Source organism: Phycisphaerae bacterium (assembly GCA_035384605.1).
GTDB lineage: Bacteria > Planctomycetota > Phycisphaerae > UBA1845 > PWPN01 > JAUCQB01.
The window spans coordinates 19283-34426 of sequence record DAOOIV010000001.1; the positions used below are offsets into that span (position 1 = coordinate 19283).

The window sequence follows — 15144 nt, forward strand, 5'->3', positions numbered from 1 at the left end:
AGGGTGGGACTCTGCCAGGGAGAAGGCCCCAGAAAGGATTCTGGGGCCAGCGAAGTCCGCATTCCATGACCATGAAGATGGGACTCCGGCAGGCAGAAGGCCCCAGAAAGGATTCTGGGGCCAGCGAACTTGACTGCCCATGCACTGGCGGGCGAGCCGCCGGGTTCCACGACCATGAGGGTGGGACTCTGCCAGGGAGAAGGCCCCAGAAAGGATTCTGGGGCCAGCGAAGAGGATTCTGGGGCCAGCGAAGAGGATTCTGGGGCCAGTGGCTTCTGGTGATGTTGTGGCTGATCGCGGTGCTGCCGGTGGTCGCGCGGGCCGACATTCGTGCTTTGCTGCTGGATGCGGAGGAGCAATTCGAGCAGAACCGTTTTGAGCAGGCCCTGAAGCTGTACAAGCAGGCCGATGAGGCGGAGCCGGATCACCCGGCCGTCTGGTACAACATGGGGCTGTGTCACATGGAGTTGGGCGACGGCGACAAGGCGATTCAACAGTTCGAGAAGACGGCGAGTCACTCGGGTGTGCCCGCTTACCTTAAGCAGGATGCGTTCTACAACGTCGGCCTGGCGCGGGCTGCGAGTGCCCGTCAGAAACTGAACGATCTGATGGCTCCGGCCACGCAGCCGACGGATCGCAAACCCGCGCCCGACGATCCGGCGAACATCGAGAATCTCGGGAAGATCGCGGAGGAGCTTCTGCAGGCGATCACGGCGTTTCGCCAAGCGCGCGACGTCGGCCCGGACGACGACGTCGAACACAACATTCGGGCAGCCCGGATCATTCGCCGCAACGTACTGGGCTTGTTGCGGCGAGCCACGGAGGCCAAGGAGAAGGAAGACATTCTGAAGGATCCGCGTGCCTATCTGGAATCGCTGATAGCCGAGCAGGATCAGCAGGTGAGTCTGGCGCGATATCTGGTGATCAAACCGCCGGAGGATGCAGCCGCGGTTCGTCACGCACGGCGCACCGCCATTCGCGGCCAACGCAAGCTCATGGAGCGGACCGGCGAACTGGCCGATCAGTTGGCCCAGTACCGCCAGCAGCAAGCCGACGCCGGCGGGGCGGCGACGTCGCAAGCTTCCACCCAGCCGGTCGAGAAGACCCCGCTTGAGAAGGCCTATCATGCGGCGTCAGAACAGCTCAGGAAAGCGGTCGATTCGCAGAAGGACGCGTGCGCGTTTCTGCTTGACGGCGAGATCAAACCCGGCTGGGACAAGCAGTTTGCCGCTCTTGAACAGATGTACGGGGCCTTGTTCCTCTATCCGCTCGAGCCGGCGCCGGCGTTGGCCAAAGCAAGGGCGATTCAACAAGTGCTGCGCGGGTTGGTTGCCGAAGTAAAAAAAGAGACCGATTGGCTCAGCGATCCGCTGCTGGGAGACGTCGAGTGGCCCAAGGACGCCAAGTGGGACGCAGACAAAACCAGCATCTTTGTTCAGCAAGCCGTTGTAGGCGGTACCTTGACGTTGTTACAGAACCAGTTTCGAATTCTCTCGACCCGACCTGCTGATGAGGCCCAGGTGCCCCAGGAGCAGCAGGGAAACCCGATGCTTGATCGTGAGCTGAACGAGAAGCTGTCCAAGATTCTGGAGCCCGCACCGGAGACGGGGCAGCGATGTCTGAAAGCGATCACGGAGCGCAGCCGCAAGGACACACTGGCGGCCCAGGATGAGCTGCTCAGAATGATCGACGAGGCGATGGAGTTGCTGCCGCGGACCATCGAGCAGCGATTGCAGGAACTGATTGTGAAGCAGGCGGAGCTGAATTCGCAGGTCAAGGTGGAGGCGGGTGACCAACCGGTCGATGAATCCAAGAAGCCCTCGCCGCTTGACGAGGTTCGCAAGTGGGCCGCCGAATTAAAGACGAGGCTGCTGGCTCCGCGAGCATCGAAGGTCGCCGACGGATTCCGGGAGCGTCAGGAGAAGATTCAGAAGGATTGCGGCAAGGCGGCGGCACAGATTCGCGATGAGATCCCGGCGGAGGCGGCCTCGCAACCGGCCGGCGCTCCGCCGGCGTCACAGCCATCGCGCGTGCAGGCCCTGATCGAGGCGGGCAAGCACGTGGGCGCTGCTGACGAACAGATGACGCAGGCGATTGAGGGTCTCAACAAGGCTTCGGTTGAGAACTCCCGCAAGCCGCTGAAGTCCGGCGGTCCGGTCCAGGCGCCCCAGGCCAAGGCGCTGGAGGAACTGATCAAGGCACTGATGGTCCTGCAACCGCCGCAGTCGCAGCCGCAGGACGATCAGCGGGATCAAGAAGATCGGCAGCAACAGGAACAGCAGAGGGACAGGCAGGACATTCAGCGGGCGCTTGAGCAGGCCGAAAAGCAGCGCCGGGGAGTTGAACGTCAGCTCCATCAGCGCCGCCCGCGAACGGTGATCAAGGATTGGTGATGGTGATGGCAACCGTCTCGGACAGGACCACACAAGCGAGGCAGTGGTCCCGACGGCCAGCCGGCGGGTCTGGTCGGGAGCGAGATAACCCTGACGGGGCGCCTCCTCCACCGAAGCGGCCGCTTCGACCGCGAAGGCAGCAAGCCGCCAGTGGCAGCCGGCAGGTGTTGCGGCTTGCTTGCGGTCTCTTGCCATTTGCGCGGCGTCATCTGAACAGGATGGGGCTGTTGACTCTGGCCGCGGCGTGGCTTGTGCAGGCGTCACCGGCCGCATCGGCCGTGCAGGTCAACGCCGGTTTGAACCCGGAAACGATCTATTTCGGTACCCAGACGATTCTCACGGTGAGTGTTGAAGATGACACCGGCGAGTGGCCGAGCGTCGAGGCCGTGGAAGGAGTACACATCACGAGATACGGTTCCCCTTCGGTGATACACGATCTGATCTCCGGCAGGGTGCAGCGATCATATCGATTTCTGGTCAATCCGACTCGTCCGGGCACGTTCCAGATTCCCGCGGTGGCGGTCAAGGTCGGCGAGGAAACGGTCACGCGCGGGCCTTTCACGCTGCGGGTCAAGGAGGCCCCGATCAGATGCATTGCCGCCGAACTGAATCCAAAGGAAACACTTGTCGGTCGTCCGGCCACCCTTATTCTTGCCTTTCAGGGGCATCGCCCCGGTGCTCGACCCGTGTTGCCGAGCATTGAAGGATTAACCATCACATCGACGGGCGATCCGCAGATTCAGCAAGACAACCAGGGCGTTCCGGTTCGGGTGTTCCGTTATCACGTGACGGCTTCGAAGCTTGGGACCTTCCAGATCAGGGGAATCAGCTTTGCGGGTGTTTCCGCTGACGAGGTCACGCTGACCGTTTCGCCCTTTGTGATTGTCGGGACGCGGGTTTCTTCGCAATCGCTGGTGATCGGCGAGGAGGCAACTCTTCAGTTGGATACTCTTGGTCTGAGCGCCGAGTCGGAGCCAACGCCGGTGGCGCCGCCCGGCCTTGAAATCAAGTCCGTGGGAGAGCCTGCCCACGGTGTGACGGGGACGACCACTTTCAGTTTCGTCGTCCGCGGCGTTGAGCCGGGCAATCCCGTGATTACGACCTTGAAGCTCGGCGACGGTCGGCAGGTGCCGCTCACACAGCCGATTTCGTTCTCGGTGAGGCAAAGCGGTGAAGGCGGCATCCTCGCCTTTACCGGCAAGGCCCGCGGCGACGAGAGCGCCATCGGCGAGCCGTTCATTGTGGATTACGACGTGTTCTACCGGGGCAACCTGGTTGCGGCGGCGCTGGATCTATCGAAGGCGGGGTTTGCAGACAAGTCCTACATCAAGGTCGAGCCCGTCAATGACCTTGCCTATCCGGATTGGAGAGGGCGGCCGATGCAGGTTGAGTTGGCTCCCGAGGGGAAGTTGACCGTGCTGGTCGGCAGCGGCGAGTATGGGGGCCAGAAGGAGCAGCGAATACGCTTTGCTCTGAAGATCACGCCTCTGGCGGCTGGCGAGGTACAGTTGACAGGGGTGCGGGTGATCCTGCGTCTTCAGGTGAGTATCCGCCGGCAGAATGTGGGATTCGTTTTCCGGAGCGACACGACGAACGATTATGACCGCGTGGCGGATCTGCCGCCTCACCGTGTGGTTGATCCCCGGGGCAAGACCGCCCCGGCCGGGTATCGCGGAGCGGTCGGCGCGAACTTCGCATTCGTTACTTCGTTGGACCGTACCACGGCCGCGGCGATGTCGCCTTTGACGCTGACAATGAAAATCACGGGCGAGAGTGTCGGCCCGCAGTTCCAGCCGCCTGTCCTGACCGAGGTGGCGGAGCTGACCCGTGATTTCGACGTGTCGCCGACCGTTTCGGGCGGCGAGATCGAAGGCAACACCATTACCTTCACACAGATCATCCGTCCGCGGAGCGAACGGGTTAGCGAGCTTCCCGCCCTGCCGCTGGTTTTCTACAACTATCAGAAACAGCAATATGAGACGGTCTACAGTCTGCCGATTCCCATTGAGGTTCGCGCGGGGTCGCTGGTCGGGGCGCAGGCCATGCAGGTCCGGAGCGGAACGCAACCGGCCTGGGAGGCGGCGGTCGCAAGTGGCACGGCGAGGGAGGATGAGCCGGCGGCGGCGCTGGGTGCGAATTTCGATTCTCTCGGCAGTTTGGTTCGCGCTGAACCGCTGGGTCTGAACGGCTTGTTGCTGGTATTGGCAGGTGGGCCTGCGATCGTGCTACTGGTGCGCGTGGGCATCGGGGTCTTTCAGCGGCGGCGTCCGATGAGCGAGGTTCGCCGGGCGCAGGCGAGGTTGTTGACCTCGCTGGATCGTTTAGGCGAGGCGGAGCGGTTTCATTTTGAGCTGGCCGAGATCGTGCAGGCCTTCTTGCGGCTGACGTTTGGCCTCCCGCCCGGGGAGATTTCAGCCGATGACCTGGGGCGGTTGCTCGACGAGCGACGGGCGGGGAGCGAGCTGCGAACGGCAGCTTTGAGCCTGCTGACCGAGTGCGACGCCGGACGATTTGCGGTCGGAGCGGTGGATCAGGTTGAGAAGGAGCGGTTGATTCGTCAGGCCCGCGAGGTGCTGACCAAAACCGAGCGGTTGGCGAAGAATTGAGAGTGAGGAGTTGGGAATTGCGAATGCGGCTGCTTGGGCCAGTGTGCCATTGCTCCGCGGACGGTGAAGAAGACTCGATACGATGACGTGGATCTCCCGATCATGTTTCGTGTTGCTTGTTGCCTTCGCGGCGGCAAGCGGCGGTGCGCGCGCACGGGGGGCATCCGCGGAGGAGCGATTCGCCGAAGCCCAGGCACTGTTCGAGGCCGCGCAGAAGCGCCTGGCAGAGGAGAAGTCTGACCCTGTCGAAGCCCGACGGATGTTTCACGAAGCCGCCGGCCGTTTCGCCGGCATTGCCGCCGAAGGCGTGGCGAGCGTCAATCTCTGCGTGAACACCGGGAATGCTTATCACTTCGCGGGCGATAACGCCCGGGCGCTGTTGTGGTACCTGCGAGCAGAGAAGCTGGCCAACACGCCCGAAGTACGCTCCGGTTTGGCGACGCTTCGCAGGATCATCAATGCCGAGCCGAGGCCTCCGGAGCGGACGTCCATCGGTCGGGTGCTGATGTTCTGGCACTATGATTTGTCTCGCCGGACGAAGCAGGTCCTGATGCTGGCAACCTACCCGATCGGCTGCGGTCTGCTGCTGGCGGGGTTGATGAGTCGCCGCCGTGTGCTGTTGCGCCTGGCCGTCACCTTCATGCTGATGGGAGGCGTCGTGGGCGTTTCCGACCTTATGACGGCGATGATCCCGCCGGCACCATGGGCAGTAGTCGTGGAGCCAGGCGAAGGTCGTTCCGGTAACGGGTCGGCCTATTCGGTGATTGTCCCGTCCGTCCGTATGGGCCAGGAGGTGCGTATCATCGAAAGGCGGCCGGACTGGGTGCGGGTTGAGATGCCCTCGGGGGTGCGCTGCTGGTTGCCGGCGGAGACTTGTGAGGCGGTCTGAGCGAGCGGTTCGGCGAAGCCCGGCGTCTCGATTTGATGCGGACATCAGGTTGGCTTATAAGTGGGCAGGCCCGTGGGTCGGGCAAAGGAGCAACAGCGATCATGCAATTGTTCAAGCAGCAGACTCGACGCGACTTTCTGAGGGACTCGCTGGCCGCTGGGGCGGCGGTGAGTGTGATGAGCATGAACGAGTTGAGAGGTGCCGAGACGGCGGCCAAGCCGCGATGGATCATTGCCTGCCGGGACGCCCACCTGCCCGAGACCGGTGAGCCGGATGCCTGGTCGGCGATGAAGGTCATGGGGATTGAAGGCGTGGAAGTGTCGGTCGACCTGGCGGGCCAGTGTTCGCACCTGCACGGGCGCGAGAAACCCTACTCCATCGCCAAGCCTGATGATGTCAAGGTTCTGGGCGACGATCTCAAGAAGCACGACCTGAAGATCTCGGCGTTCTGCCTGCATAATCATTTCGACGAGAACCTCGAAGGGGAGCTTGCGTGCGTGAAGATGACCGTTCGCGCGGCCAGGGAACTGGGCGTGCCGGCCGTGCGGCTGGACATTGTGCCGCGGAAGATCAAGGACGAGAAGGAGTTTCTTGAGTTCGCGATCAAGACCGGCAAGCAGGTTGTCGAAGTGTCCAAAGAGACGGATGTGCGCTTCGGCGTGGAAAACCATGGGGGTACGACGAACAAACCTGAGTTTCTCAAGGCGATGTTCGAGGGCGTGGACTCAAAGCACTTCGGCCTGACGCTGGACACGGCCAATTTCTACTGGTTCGGCCACCCGCTGACGAAGCTGTACGGTTATTGGGAGGAGTTGGCCCCATATATCTGTCATACGCACTGCAAGAGCATCAAGTACCCCGAAAGCGAACGCGAGAAGCAGCGACCGATGGGCTGGGAATACGGCAAGTACTGCTGCCCTGTTTATGAGGGCGACATCGACTTCAAGAGGCTTGCCGCCATCCTGCGCAAGGCGGCCTACAAGGGCGATCTGTGCGTCGAGAATGAGTCGCTCGGCCGGTTCCCCAAGGAGCAGCGCAGGGAGATCCTGATCAAGGAGGCCGCGTTTCTCCGCAAGATCGCCGAAGGGGCGTAAAGTTGCGCGCTGATCTCGGGTGCCATGCCCACGGTTTTGCGTGGGCATGCGATGCTCGTATGCTCGGCCCGGAATCCTTACCCGGCCCGCATCGCCTGCCGCTTGATCGGAGTGTGCGATGAACGCCCGACGACTGATCCGAGGACTTGTCGCCGCCCTTTGCCTGCTTCTGAGTTTCGCGTTCTGCCATGTCACCTTGTCCAGCGGCAATTACAGGTCCAGTTACAGAGATGCGGCGCTGTTGGCGTTCGTGGCGATTGTCATCTTGGGGCTCAGTCTTGCCCGGCGCCCCAGCAAGGACAGATGGGTCCCCGAAGCGGCTCTCCTGGCGGCCGGATCGTACTGTCTTGTGTATTCGCTCTGGCGGTACCTGACCAGCCACTGAGATCCATGGGGGCATCCAGAAGAGTACTCCTGCGCAGTGGCTGAACGGGCAGATTTCGGGCAGTGACGTTCGCTCTCCTGGATGTGTTATTCACCGCTCGGCCCGGAATCCTTTCCGGGCCCGTCTGCAAAGCAAGGCGTTTGGGATGATTGCCTCATTCATCATTCCTGATCGCGATCATTTCCGCCATCTGCACCCATTGCTCGACGCTGAGTTGTTCGGGGCGCTGCGATAGGTCCCATCGGCCGTCGGACTCGACGAGGTGGAAATGCTCATCGGATAGAACGCGGCTGAGCGTCCAGCCGAGCATCTTGCGGCGGTGGTTGAAACAGTGGTGGACGATGGTGGTGAGTTGTTCTCGCACAAGCGGAGATAGCCTGTCGCCTGCGCGCAGATTGATTCGCAGCATCGCCGAATCCACCTGTGGCTCCGGCCAGAACGCGCTGGGCGGCACGCGGGTGATTCGCTCGGTGCGGGCCGTGGCCTGCGCGAACACGCTGATGGGTCCGTAGTCCTTGTTGCCCGGGGAGGCGGTGAGGCGATCGGCCACCTCGGCCTGAACGGTGAAGCACATGGGCGAGACGGTCAGTTCGCCCATCAGTAGATCCATCAGCAGTGGCGTGGCCACCTGGTATGGCAGGTTGGCCACCAGCATGATTCGGCCGTGGAGTTTCGCTTGGTGCCTGGTCAGGGCGTCGAGCACGCCGGGATCGATGGTCGATTTGTTGGCCAGGATGTCGCCGTGGATCAGCGTCATATTGCCTGCGGCGGCGAAGCGGTTTCTGCAGATCTCGTGCAGGCCACGATCGATCTCGACCGCGACCACGTGCCCGGCCTGCTCGACGAGGTAGTCGGTCAGGGTTCCGGTGCCTGGTCCCACTTCCAGGACGACATCGCGACGAGTGATTCCGGCGGCCTCGACGAGTTTGTGGAGCAGGTTGCCGTCGATGAGGAAGTGCTGGCCGTGTTGTCGCAGCGGCCGTAAGCCCGCCGCTTCGAGCATCGCACGGATCTCGGTTTTGGTCTGGGCCATAGCGTATGGTTATCACGCCGTGCGAGAGAATGTCAAAGGTTGGATGGCGTGCCCGATTTTCTCTACTTGGCCGGGCGGACGGTGATCTCGTCCACGTACAGCCGGTTCGTCTCCAGCGCCCACCAGTTGAGGAAGTGGACGCCGATGGTCACATGATCCTTCTTCGGCGTGAAGTGTAGTGACACCGGCAGCCAGCGATGGTGGGTGGCGAACCACTGCGTGCAGTTGGCCTGGTCGATGGTGTCGAAGCTTTCCAGGGTCCGGCCGTCGTCTTCATCGACCGCGAGGCGAATTCGGCTGTCGCGACCCCAGCCGCTACCGCGGTCGCCGGTCAGCAGGAACGCGGAGAAGACATATTCGCGCCCCGGCTCGACGGCGATGCGTTGATAGATGACCTCTTGCCTCCAGTCTTCGCGAGGTTCGACCCACGTGGGGTCTTCGGGCCCGCGGTAAGTCCATCCGTAGAGGCGCTTTCCGCTGTGCGGGTTGCAGCCCTCCACGCCGGTTGTCGCGTCGCCGAACGGCTTGGCGTCGGGCACGTAGGTCTCGGGCGTCTTGGCTCGCCCGCTGCCGGCTTTGCGCGTCCAGCCGGTGACGCCTTCTTCGAAACCGGGATTCACCACCGCCACGCAATCATCGCAAGCAGGCGGTTCAACGATGATCGGCGGCTTGTCGAAACGCGGGCGGTCCTCGCCGGCGGGCGGGGTCATGAAGCTGTAAATCCGTGAGTACGTTCTGCGCGAGGATTTCTTGTAGGTGTGTGATGAGACGCGGTACATGTATGCCGTGCCGGGGGTCAGGCCGTTGATCGTGACTTCATGTTGCCTGGATCGTTTCTGCTCATCACCGGCCTGCTCAATCAGATGCACGGTTGTGCCGTAATGTACCAAGCTGTCGCCCGGCGTACCGGTTTCCCAGGCGATGACAGCGGACGTGTCGGTCACGCGACTGACCCGCACGTTGACCGGATAGATGATTCCGGCGGGTTCCTCTTCGCCGATGACGGAGAAGAGCTGGTCGAACTGTTCGGGCACGAGTTTGCCGTCGCGATAGGCCCTGCCCTGCTTGTAGACGTTGCTGGAGAGGTATGAGAAGAATGGTTCGCCGTCAACGCGGCGGTACTGGAGGTAGTAGGTTTTTCCGGGAGTGACTTGTACGGCATCAGGGAACCAGACCGCATCGGCGCCCCAATTAGTGACCATTTTGACCGTGCAGGCCGGTCCGACCTGCGGCCCGCCCGGTCCGTCCTCGTGGATGGAGAAGAGGAATTCCTGCACCCCCGCGCCGCCCCACCCGCAGTTGGCCCCTGCTTTCAGGATATTGGGGGTCGTGGCTACAAAGGTTTGCCCCGCGACGGTGCAGGTGCCGGAGCCAGGACCTTCCTTGATGAAGTGCTGATCGTCGTCTGCGCCTGCGACCTGGATCAGGCCCGGGGTCGCCTCGTCGATGTGAATTCCCAGGTCGCTTTCCGGGTGGGGCACGCCGTCGTAGTAGGCAATGCCATCGGGATAGACGTCGCCGGTGCGGGGCATGCCGTGGTTCCAGGGTTTGCCGTCCGCGGCGGCCAGTTCGATGGCGTATTGTCTGCCGGGCGTGGTCTTGAATTGCTCGGCGGGCAGCGGAGACCCGCAGACCCAGGTCATTGATTCGCGTGTTTCGAAGGGGCCGGCGATGCGTTTTCCGGCAGGCGAATCCTCATAGAGTGATACCAGCAGCTTGCTATCACCGGATGATCGCCAGAGCGAGAAGCCCGTCACGGCCGTGCCGCGTGCGACGAAGCTCTGAGCGAATCTCACGCGAGCCGGTCCCCACAGCTCCATTTCGAGCGATAGCTTGGGCTGATCGGCCTGATCGATCACCGTAGTCCTTCCCTCGACGACTTCGACGCAAGGTGCCAGAGCTCCTGACACATCAAGCATGTAAAGACCGGGCTCCAGGCCGCTGAATTCATACAGGCCGCTGGGTCCGGTAATGGTCCAGCCGACCAGCCGGCCGTCTCGTGAATAAGCCGCCGCGCTGCGTTCGATGCCGCCGGCGTTGCCCTTGATCTTGCCCGCCGCCAAAGCATCGGAGACCGTTCCGAAAGCCATGAGAACCGCCGCGATGATCGATACGACTCGTGTGCCGCGCATCATTTGGCCCTCACCTGCTCGAGAAACGCTCCATCCACATACAGGCTGCTGCTGGGCAGGTTCCATCGTTGTTCGAGGTCAAAGCCCACGATCACGGTGTCGGCCGCGGCGGTGAACTCCACGGATGCACGTCGCCACTGCCCTTCCGTCGCGTACCACTGGGACGTTTCGATGTGATCGTTGTCATGCCATTGGATGCCGCCGCCGGGAAGCACGGTCAGCCGCACCTTGACGTCGCTGCTGCGTCCGCCATCATGATCGGTGTACACGGATCCGCTGAAGCGGTAAGAAAGGCCTTTCACAACTTTCACCGCTTGATACACGAATGAGCGGGAGCCCTCACCTTTGTCCGCGTTGGTCCAGCCGAACATGCGCGTGCCCCACATCGGAGTCACCCCTGCGTCACAGCCGACGACGGCGCCGCAGGGACCATCCAGCAGCCATCCTTCTATTCCACTCTCGAAAGACGGGTTTAGCAGCTTCACCGCGCTGCCGCCGTCCCGGCCGACCAGACGGACGAAGTCGGCGTCACTGATCTGTCCGGCGACGGTTGCGCAGAGTTCCCAGTCTGGGGCCGGAGTGGCTTCGAAGAAAGCCTGTCCGGAGGCAAAGCAAGCGGGTTGGACGGCCGCGAGAAAGATGTCGCCGCTCAATGACTCTATGTGGAGATACAAGGTTTGACCGGGTTCGGTGGGCACCTCGTCAGGGCCCCACGGGACGGCGGCATCCTCGGCGACCTGGACCACCTTGCTGGGTCCGATCTGGCGGCCGCCAGGGCCTCCTTCGTGAATGCTGAACCTCGCATAGACGGGGGGGCCATGCACTCCGGATAACGCCGCGGAGGCAAAGGTGATCGAGCGGCTCAGGGCGGTGAAGGTTTGGCCGACTGCCCGGAGACGCCACGTGTGCCACCCGGCGCTCATGGCGTAGTCAGTCCGCAGGCCACAGTTGTCCTCAGAGACGACGATGCCGAGGTCAGAGTCGGGTCGAGGCGAGCCGTCGAACCAGGCCGAGCCTCCGGCATAGACATCCCCGCGGCCGGCCAACCCTGGAACCCATTTCTCGCCGGCCGGTGCGGTCATCAAGAAAGTGAGAACCTGGCCAGGTCGCGTGGGCACCTCGCCACCGGACCAGTTAACGGGCTCGGTGGATTCGCCCCCGACCGGTGCCGTGATCCGCGGCGGTCCGACGTGCGGGCCCGTTGGTCCTTCGCCGTCGACCACTTGGACGGTCACGCGACGGCCGGGCCCGAAACCTTTGACGGCGACCGCCGTGATACCCAGGCCTGTGGCGACAAATGACTGGGCGAACGAAGGATAAGGCTGGACCCAGGAGTCGCCATCGATGAGGAGTGATCTGGTGACCTTGAGATTGAGCACTGCCGGCTGATCAGCGGGCACATCAAGGTCAGGAACAGAAACGGGCTGGTATGTCTCGCCCGGTGGCAGGCAAATGGCATAGCGACCCGGTGGCAGATCGGCCAGCGTGTAGGATCCGTCGCCCTCGCTTTGCGCGGCGATGGCCACGCTGCGTCCGTGTGCGAGAGCTCGAACGACGGTCCGGGGGATCCCCTTGCCGGTGTCGGCATCGAGGATGCGGCCCTTCACGGTTCCTGCCGGTGACGCGCGGTAAGAGAGAAGAAGCACGGAGAACGTAACTGCTGCGTGAGTAAGGAGATATGGTTGGGTGCTCATGACCGGTTCCCGCAGGCGTTGGGTTTGTTTAGCGACGGGGCGCCAGCATAGCAGAGCCGTATCAGCGGCACAAGCTGACATGTAAAGGGGGCCGCCAGGGCGGGACGCTGGTTGGAATCAAAATACTCTTTTTAGATCTCAGCCTGGACGCCGAGCCGTTCGGCCAAGCGGTCGAAATCTTCGAGGCTGTAGTAATGGATGATGAGCTTACCGGCGCCCTTTCGTTTCGACTCATCGATTTCCACCTTGGTTCCGAGTTGTCGGGTGAAGGCTTCTTCGAGGGCCCTTATCTGGGGTCGCTTTGCGGTGTTGTCTCGGATTGGTTTGGCGGCCGCCTCACGGGCGTTGACGCGGTCGCGAACGAGCTTTTCAAGCGCTCGGACGGAGAGGCCAAGGTTTATGGCTTGTCTGGCGGTGTTGACCAAGTCGGAAGGAGATCGTATCGCCAAGAGGCAGCGGGCGTGACCCATGGACAATTGCCCGGATGTGACCCAATCCTTGACTTCCTGGGGAAGATCAAGCAGGCGAATGTAGTTGGTGACGGTGGAGCGGTCTTCGCCGAGTTTTGATGCAACCTGCTCGGGGGTTAGGGAGAATTCGTCGCAGTATTTCTTGTATGCAGTGGCTCGGTCAATGGGATTAAGATCCTCGCGGAAGATGTTTTCCGTGAGGGCTATTTCGAGCATGTCTTGGTCGCTGGCCTCGCGGACGATGGCGGGGATTTCGGAAAGACCGGCCATCTGGGCGGCCCGCCAGCGGCGTTCTCCGGCGATGAGTTCATATACGTTTCCGTCTTTTGTGCGGACGATGACGGGCTGGATGATGCCATTGGAGGAGATAGAGGCCGCAAGGCTCTTGAGTTCATTGGGAGAGATCTCTTTCCTGGGCTGGAAGGGGTTGGGTCGTATTGTTCCAACGCTGATGGTTACCGCAGGAGGTCTGGGTTTTTCATCGCGGGGCTCGTTAGCGGCGTTTTCGAGCTGGGCGGGGGGTTCGAATGGGGTGGCAAAGGACATCAGCGAGCTGAGGCCTCGGCCCAGGCGTTTGGGCGGGTTTTTTGTCATAAGTGCCTCCGGTGGGCTGCGGATCATGGCCCGTAATTGAGATTAAAGATCTACGCGCGCGGGACATGGTATTTGTTTGGCCAGGACGACGCAAGTGGTTGTGGTGGGTTTCGGGGGGATGCATTCGATTGGGTTCGTTTCACGTGGAACCATTGGGCGACCTGAGGCCGGGCGTGTTCCACGTGGAACGGTGCTCGGAGAGGTCTGCTGGACCGGGAGTGGTTACACGTAGAACAAGGCTGCCTGAGAGATGTTGGTGAAGGGTACGTGAGGGGGTGCAATGGACCAGCTCCGCCAGCCAACGATTCCTCCTGGCGGCGAGAGGCAAGGGATCGCAGGCGGCAGAGCCCGAGACTCTTTGGTACTCCAAAGAGAGTCTTCAACTGGCAAGCCGCACATAATTCTTCCAGCGCGCCGCCACCCTGGCGTGCCGGCGGATGGTGAAACGAGAGGAAGGAGCCGCGGGGCGGTGAGGTCAGAGACTCATTTGCATACGAAGGCCGACGACCAAGGAGTCGGGAACGGCGTGCGTGCCGCCGGGTTGGTGAATCCACTGGAAATCGGGTGTCAGGCTGAGCCACGGCAGCAGGGCGATGTTGTAGTAGATCTCATAGACAGATTCGCGATCGCCGAGGCCGGCGTTTGAGGAACGATTGCCGATGATTCCTTGGACGAAACCCAGGCCGAGGACATCATCGTCGCGGTTCGGGAAGATGCCCTGGTATTGAGCGCCGATGCTCCAGAAGTGCTCGATGAGATGGACATCGTCGTGGGCGTATCCATATCGGAAGAACATGCGAATTCCCTGCGCGTCGTCGTCGCCGTTGGGGTCCTCTTTCCACAGCATCTGGTCCATGTTGAAGGCGAAGCCGACGTCGTCGGTCTTGTGGCGGAGAACGTCCGTGGTATTGATGAGCAGCGGCTTTGGCTCGGGTTTGTACCAGAGCATCAGGCGATAGGCTCCCGGCAGCTTGCCCCGGAGGGTTTTCCAGACGGGGAGGAGGCCGAGTTCAAGGATGGAGAAAGTATGACACTCGTCGTGGTAAAAGGTGTCGAAGCCGGTGTGTCGGCCATTGGCTTGAGCGTCGGCGATGGCGGCGCGGAGGTAGAACCAGTCGAAGGGTTGGATGGCGGTCATGATGCCCTGAGCGTAGTCGGGGAAGGGGATGTTGCCCATGTTGACCAGCGCGGGGTTGAGAAACTGGGTCTTTTCATCGTTGGCGACGGCGTTGAGATCGAAGTCGATCATCAGATCCATCTTGCCGACCTTAACGCGGACCTTGTCGTCCAGGAGGGACTGCTGAAACCATAATTCGCTTACCTGCAGGGCGTAATCGCCGAGGTAGGCATCGGCGTTGACTTTGAAGAGATTGCCGACCTTGTCGATGCCGATATCGTTGTTCCAACTGCTTTCGGCCAGCACGTAGAGAATGGCGCCTTTCCAGAGGCCCATCTGCTCGAAGTGGAGGGTGAGCTGGGCATCGACGCTGCCGGATATGTCATGGCCGTTGTGAGTGTCCCGGCCGCCGCGGGCATTGTGTTGGTAGATGGCGGTCATGGAGAGCGAGAAATCGATCCCCTTGCTTTCAAGCCAGTTGCGTAGACCCCAGCAGTCGCCGGTGAGGCGTTTGTTGTGCAGGACATCAAAGGGGGCTGGGGATCTTTGCTCCTGGGCAAGACCTTCGGAAACGGGTTGGGAGGCTGGAATCTGGGCAAGGGTGGAGCAAGCCAGCAGCAGAGATGCAGAGACGGCGGCGCCGACAGGTCGGGTTTTCTTCATTGCAGGTCTCCGGTCAGACGTGGTGGTCGCAGTTGCGTTTGTCCTGGTAGCATCATCTTCCGGCGCCTCGGCTC

The 15144-nt window shown here is 61.9% G+C and carries 10 protein-coding genes; 5 read left to right on the top strand and 5 right to left on the bottom strand.

Annotated features, from left to right (window positions below; genetic code table 11):
• Window positions 1-281 precede the first annotated feature (281 nt).
• The 5 genes from PLL20_00090 to PLL20_00110 all read left to right on the top strand — a co-directional run bounded on the left by PLL20_00090 (window position 282) and on the right by PLL20_00110 (window position 7367).
• Window positions 282-2393 (top strand): tetratricopeptide repeat protein, encoded by a 2112-nt coding sequence (locus PLL20_00090; GenBank protein ID HPD28362.1) that lies wholly within the window; start codon window positions 282-284, stop codon window positions 2391-2393.
• A gap of 227 nt (window positions 2394-2620) precedes the next feature.
• The gene (locus PLL20_00095) at window positions 2621-4999 is read left to right on the top strand and encodes a BatD family protein (GenBank protein ID HPD28363.1); all 2379 of its coding nucleotides are present in this window, start codon (window positions 2621-2623) and stop codon (window positions 4997-4999) included.
• Window positions 5000-5081: 82 nt separating this feature from the next.
• Window positions 5082-5888 carry a hypothetical protein gene (locus tag PLL20_00100; GenBank protein ID HPD28364.1) on the top strand — a complete coding sequence of 269 codons (807 nt, stop codon included), beginning with the start codon at window positions 5082-5084 and terminating at the stop codon, window positions 5886-5888.
• Window positions 5889-5989: 101 nt separating this feature from the next.
• Window positions 5990-6982 carry a sugar phosphate isomerase/epimerase family protein gene (locus tag PLL20_00105; protein HPD28365.1) on the top strand — a complete coding sequence of 331 codons (993 nt, stop codon included), beginning with the start codon at window positions 5990-5992 and terminating at the stop codon, window positions 6980-6982.
• 118 nt (window positions 6983-7100) lie between these two features.
• Entirely contained in the window at window positions 7101-7367 is a 267-nt protein-coding gene (locus PLL20_00110; protein ID HPD28366.1) for a hypothetical protein, read from the top strand.
• A 154-nt stretch (window positions 7368-7521) separates the two neighbouring features.
• Here the strand turns inward: PLL20_00110 and rsmA are convergent, their stop codons facing one another.
• The 5 genes from rsmA to PLL20_00135 form a co-directional block, all read right to left on the bottom strand.
• Window positions 7522-8400, bottom strand: a complete 879-nt coding sequence (gene rsmA, locus PLL20_00115) for a 16S rRNA (adenine(1518)-N(6)/adenine(1519)-N(6))-dimethyltransferase RsmA (protein HPD28367.1) — start codon at window positions 8398-8400, stop codon at window positions 7522-7524.
• A 62-nt stretch (window positions 8401-8462) separates the two neighbouring features.
• A complete protein-coding gene (locus tag PLL20_00120; GenBank protein HPD28368.1) occupies window positions 8463-10535 on the bottom strand; it encodes a fibronectin type III domain-containing protein in 2073 nt (690 codons plus the stop codon).
• The gene (locus PLL20_00125) at window positions 10532-12226 is read right to left on the bottom strand and encodes a carboxypeptidase regulatory-like domain-containing protein (GenBank protein HPD28369.1); all 1695 of its coding nucleotides are present in this window, start codon (window positions 12224-12226) and stop codon (window positions 10532-10534) included. The genes PLL20_00120 and PLL20_00125 overlap by 4 nt, the downstream gene beginning before the upstream one ends.
• A 131-nt stretch (window positions 12227-12357) precedes the next feature.
• Window positions 12358-13290: a ParB/RepB/Spo0J family partition protein gene (locus PLL20_00130; protein HPD28370.1), complete on the bottom strand. Its 933-nt coding sequence runs from the start codon at window positions 13288-13290 to the stop codon at window positions 12358-12360.
• A gap of 475 nt (window positions 13291-13765) precedes the next feature.
• Window positions 13766-15070: a carbohydrate porin gene (locus PLL20_00135; protein ID HPD28371.1), complete on the bottom strand. Its 1305-nt coding sequence runs from the start codon at window positions 15068-15070 to the stop codon at window positions 13766-13768.
• Window positions 15071-15144 lie beyond the last annotated feature (74 nt).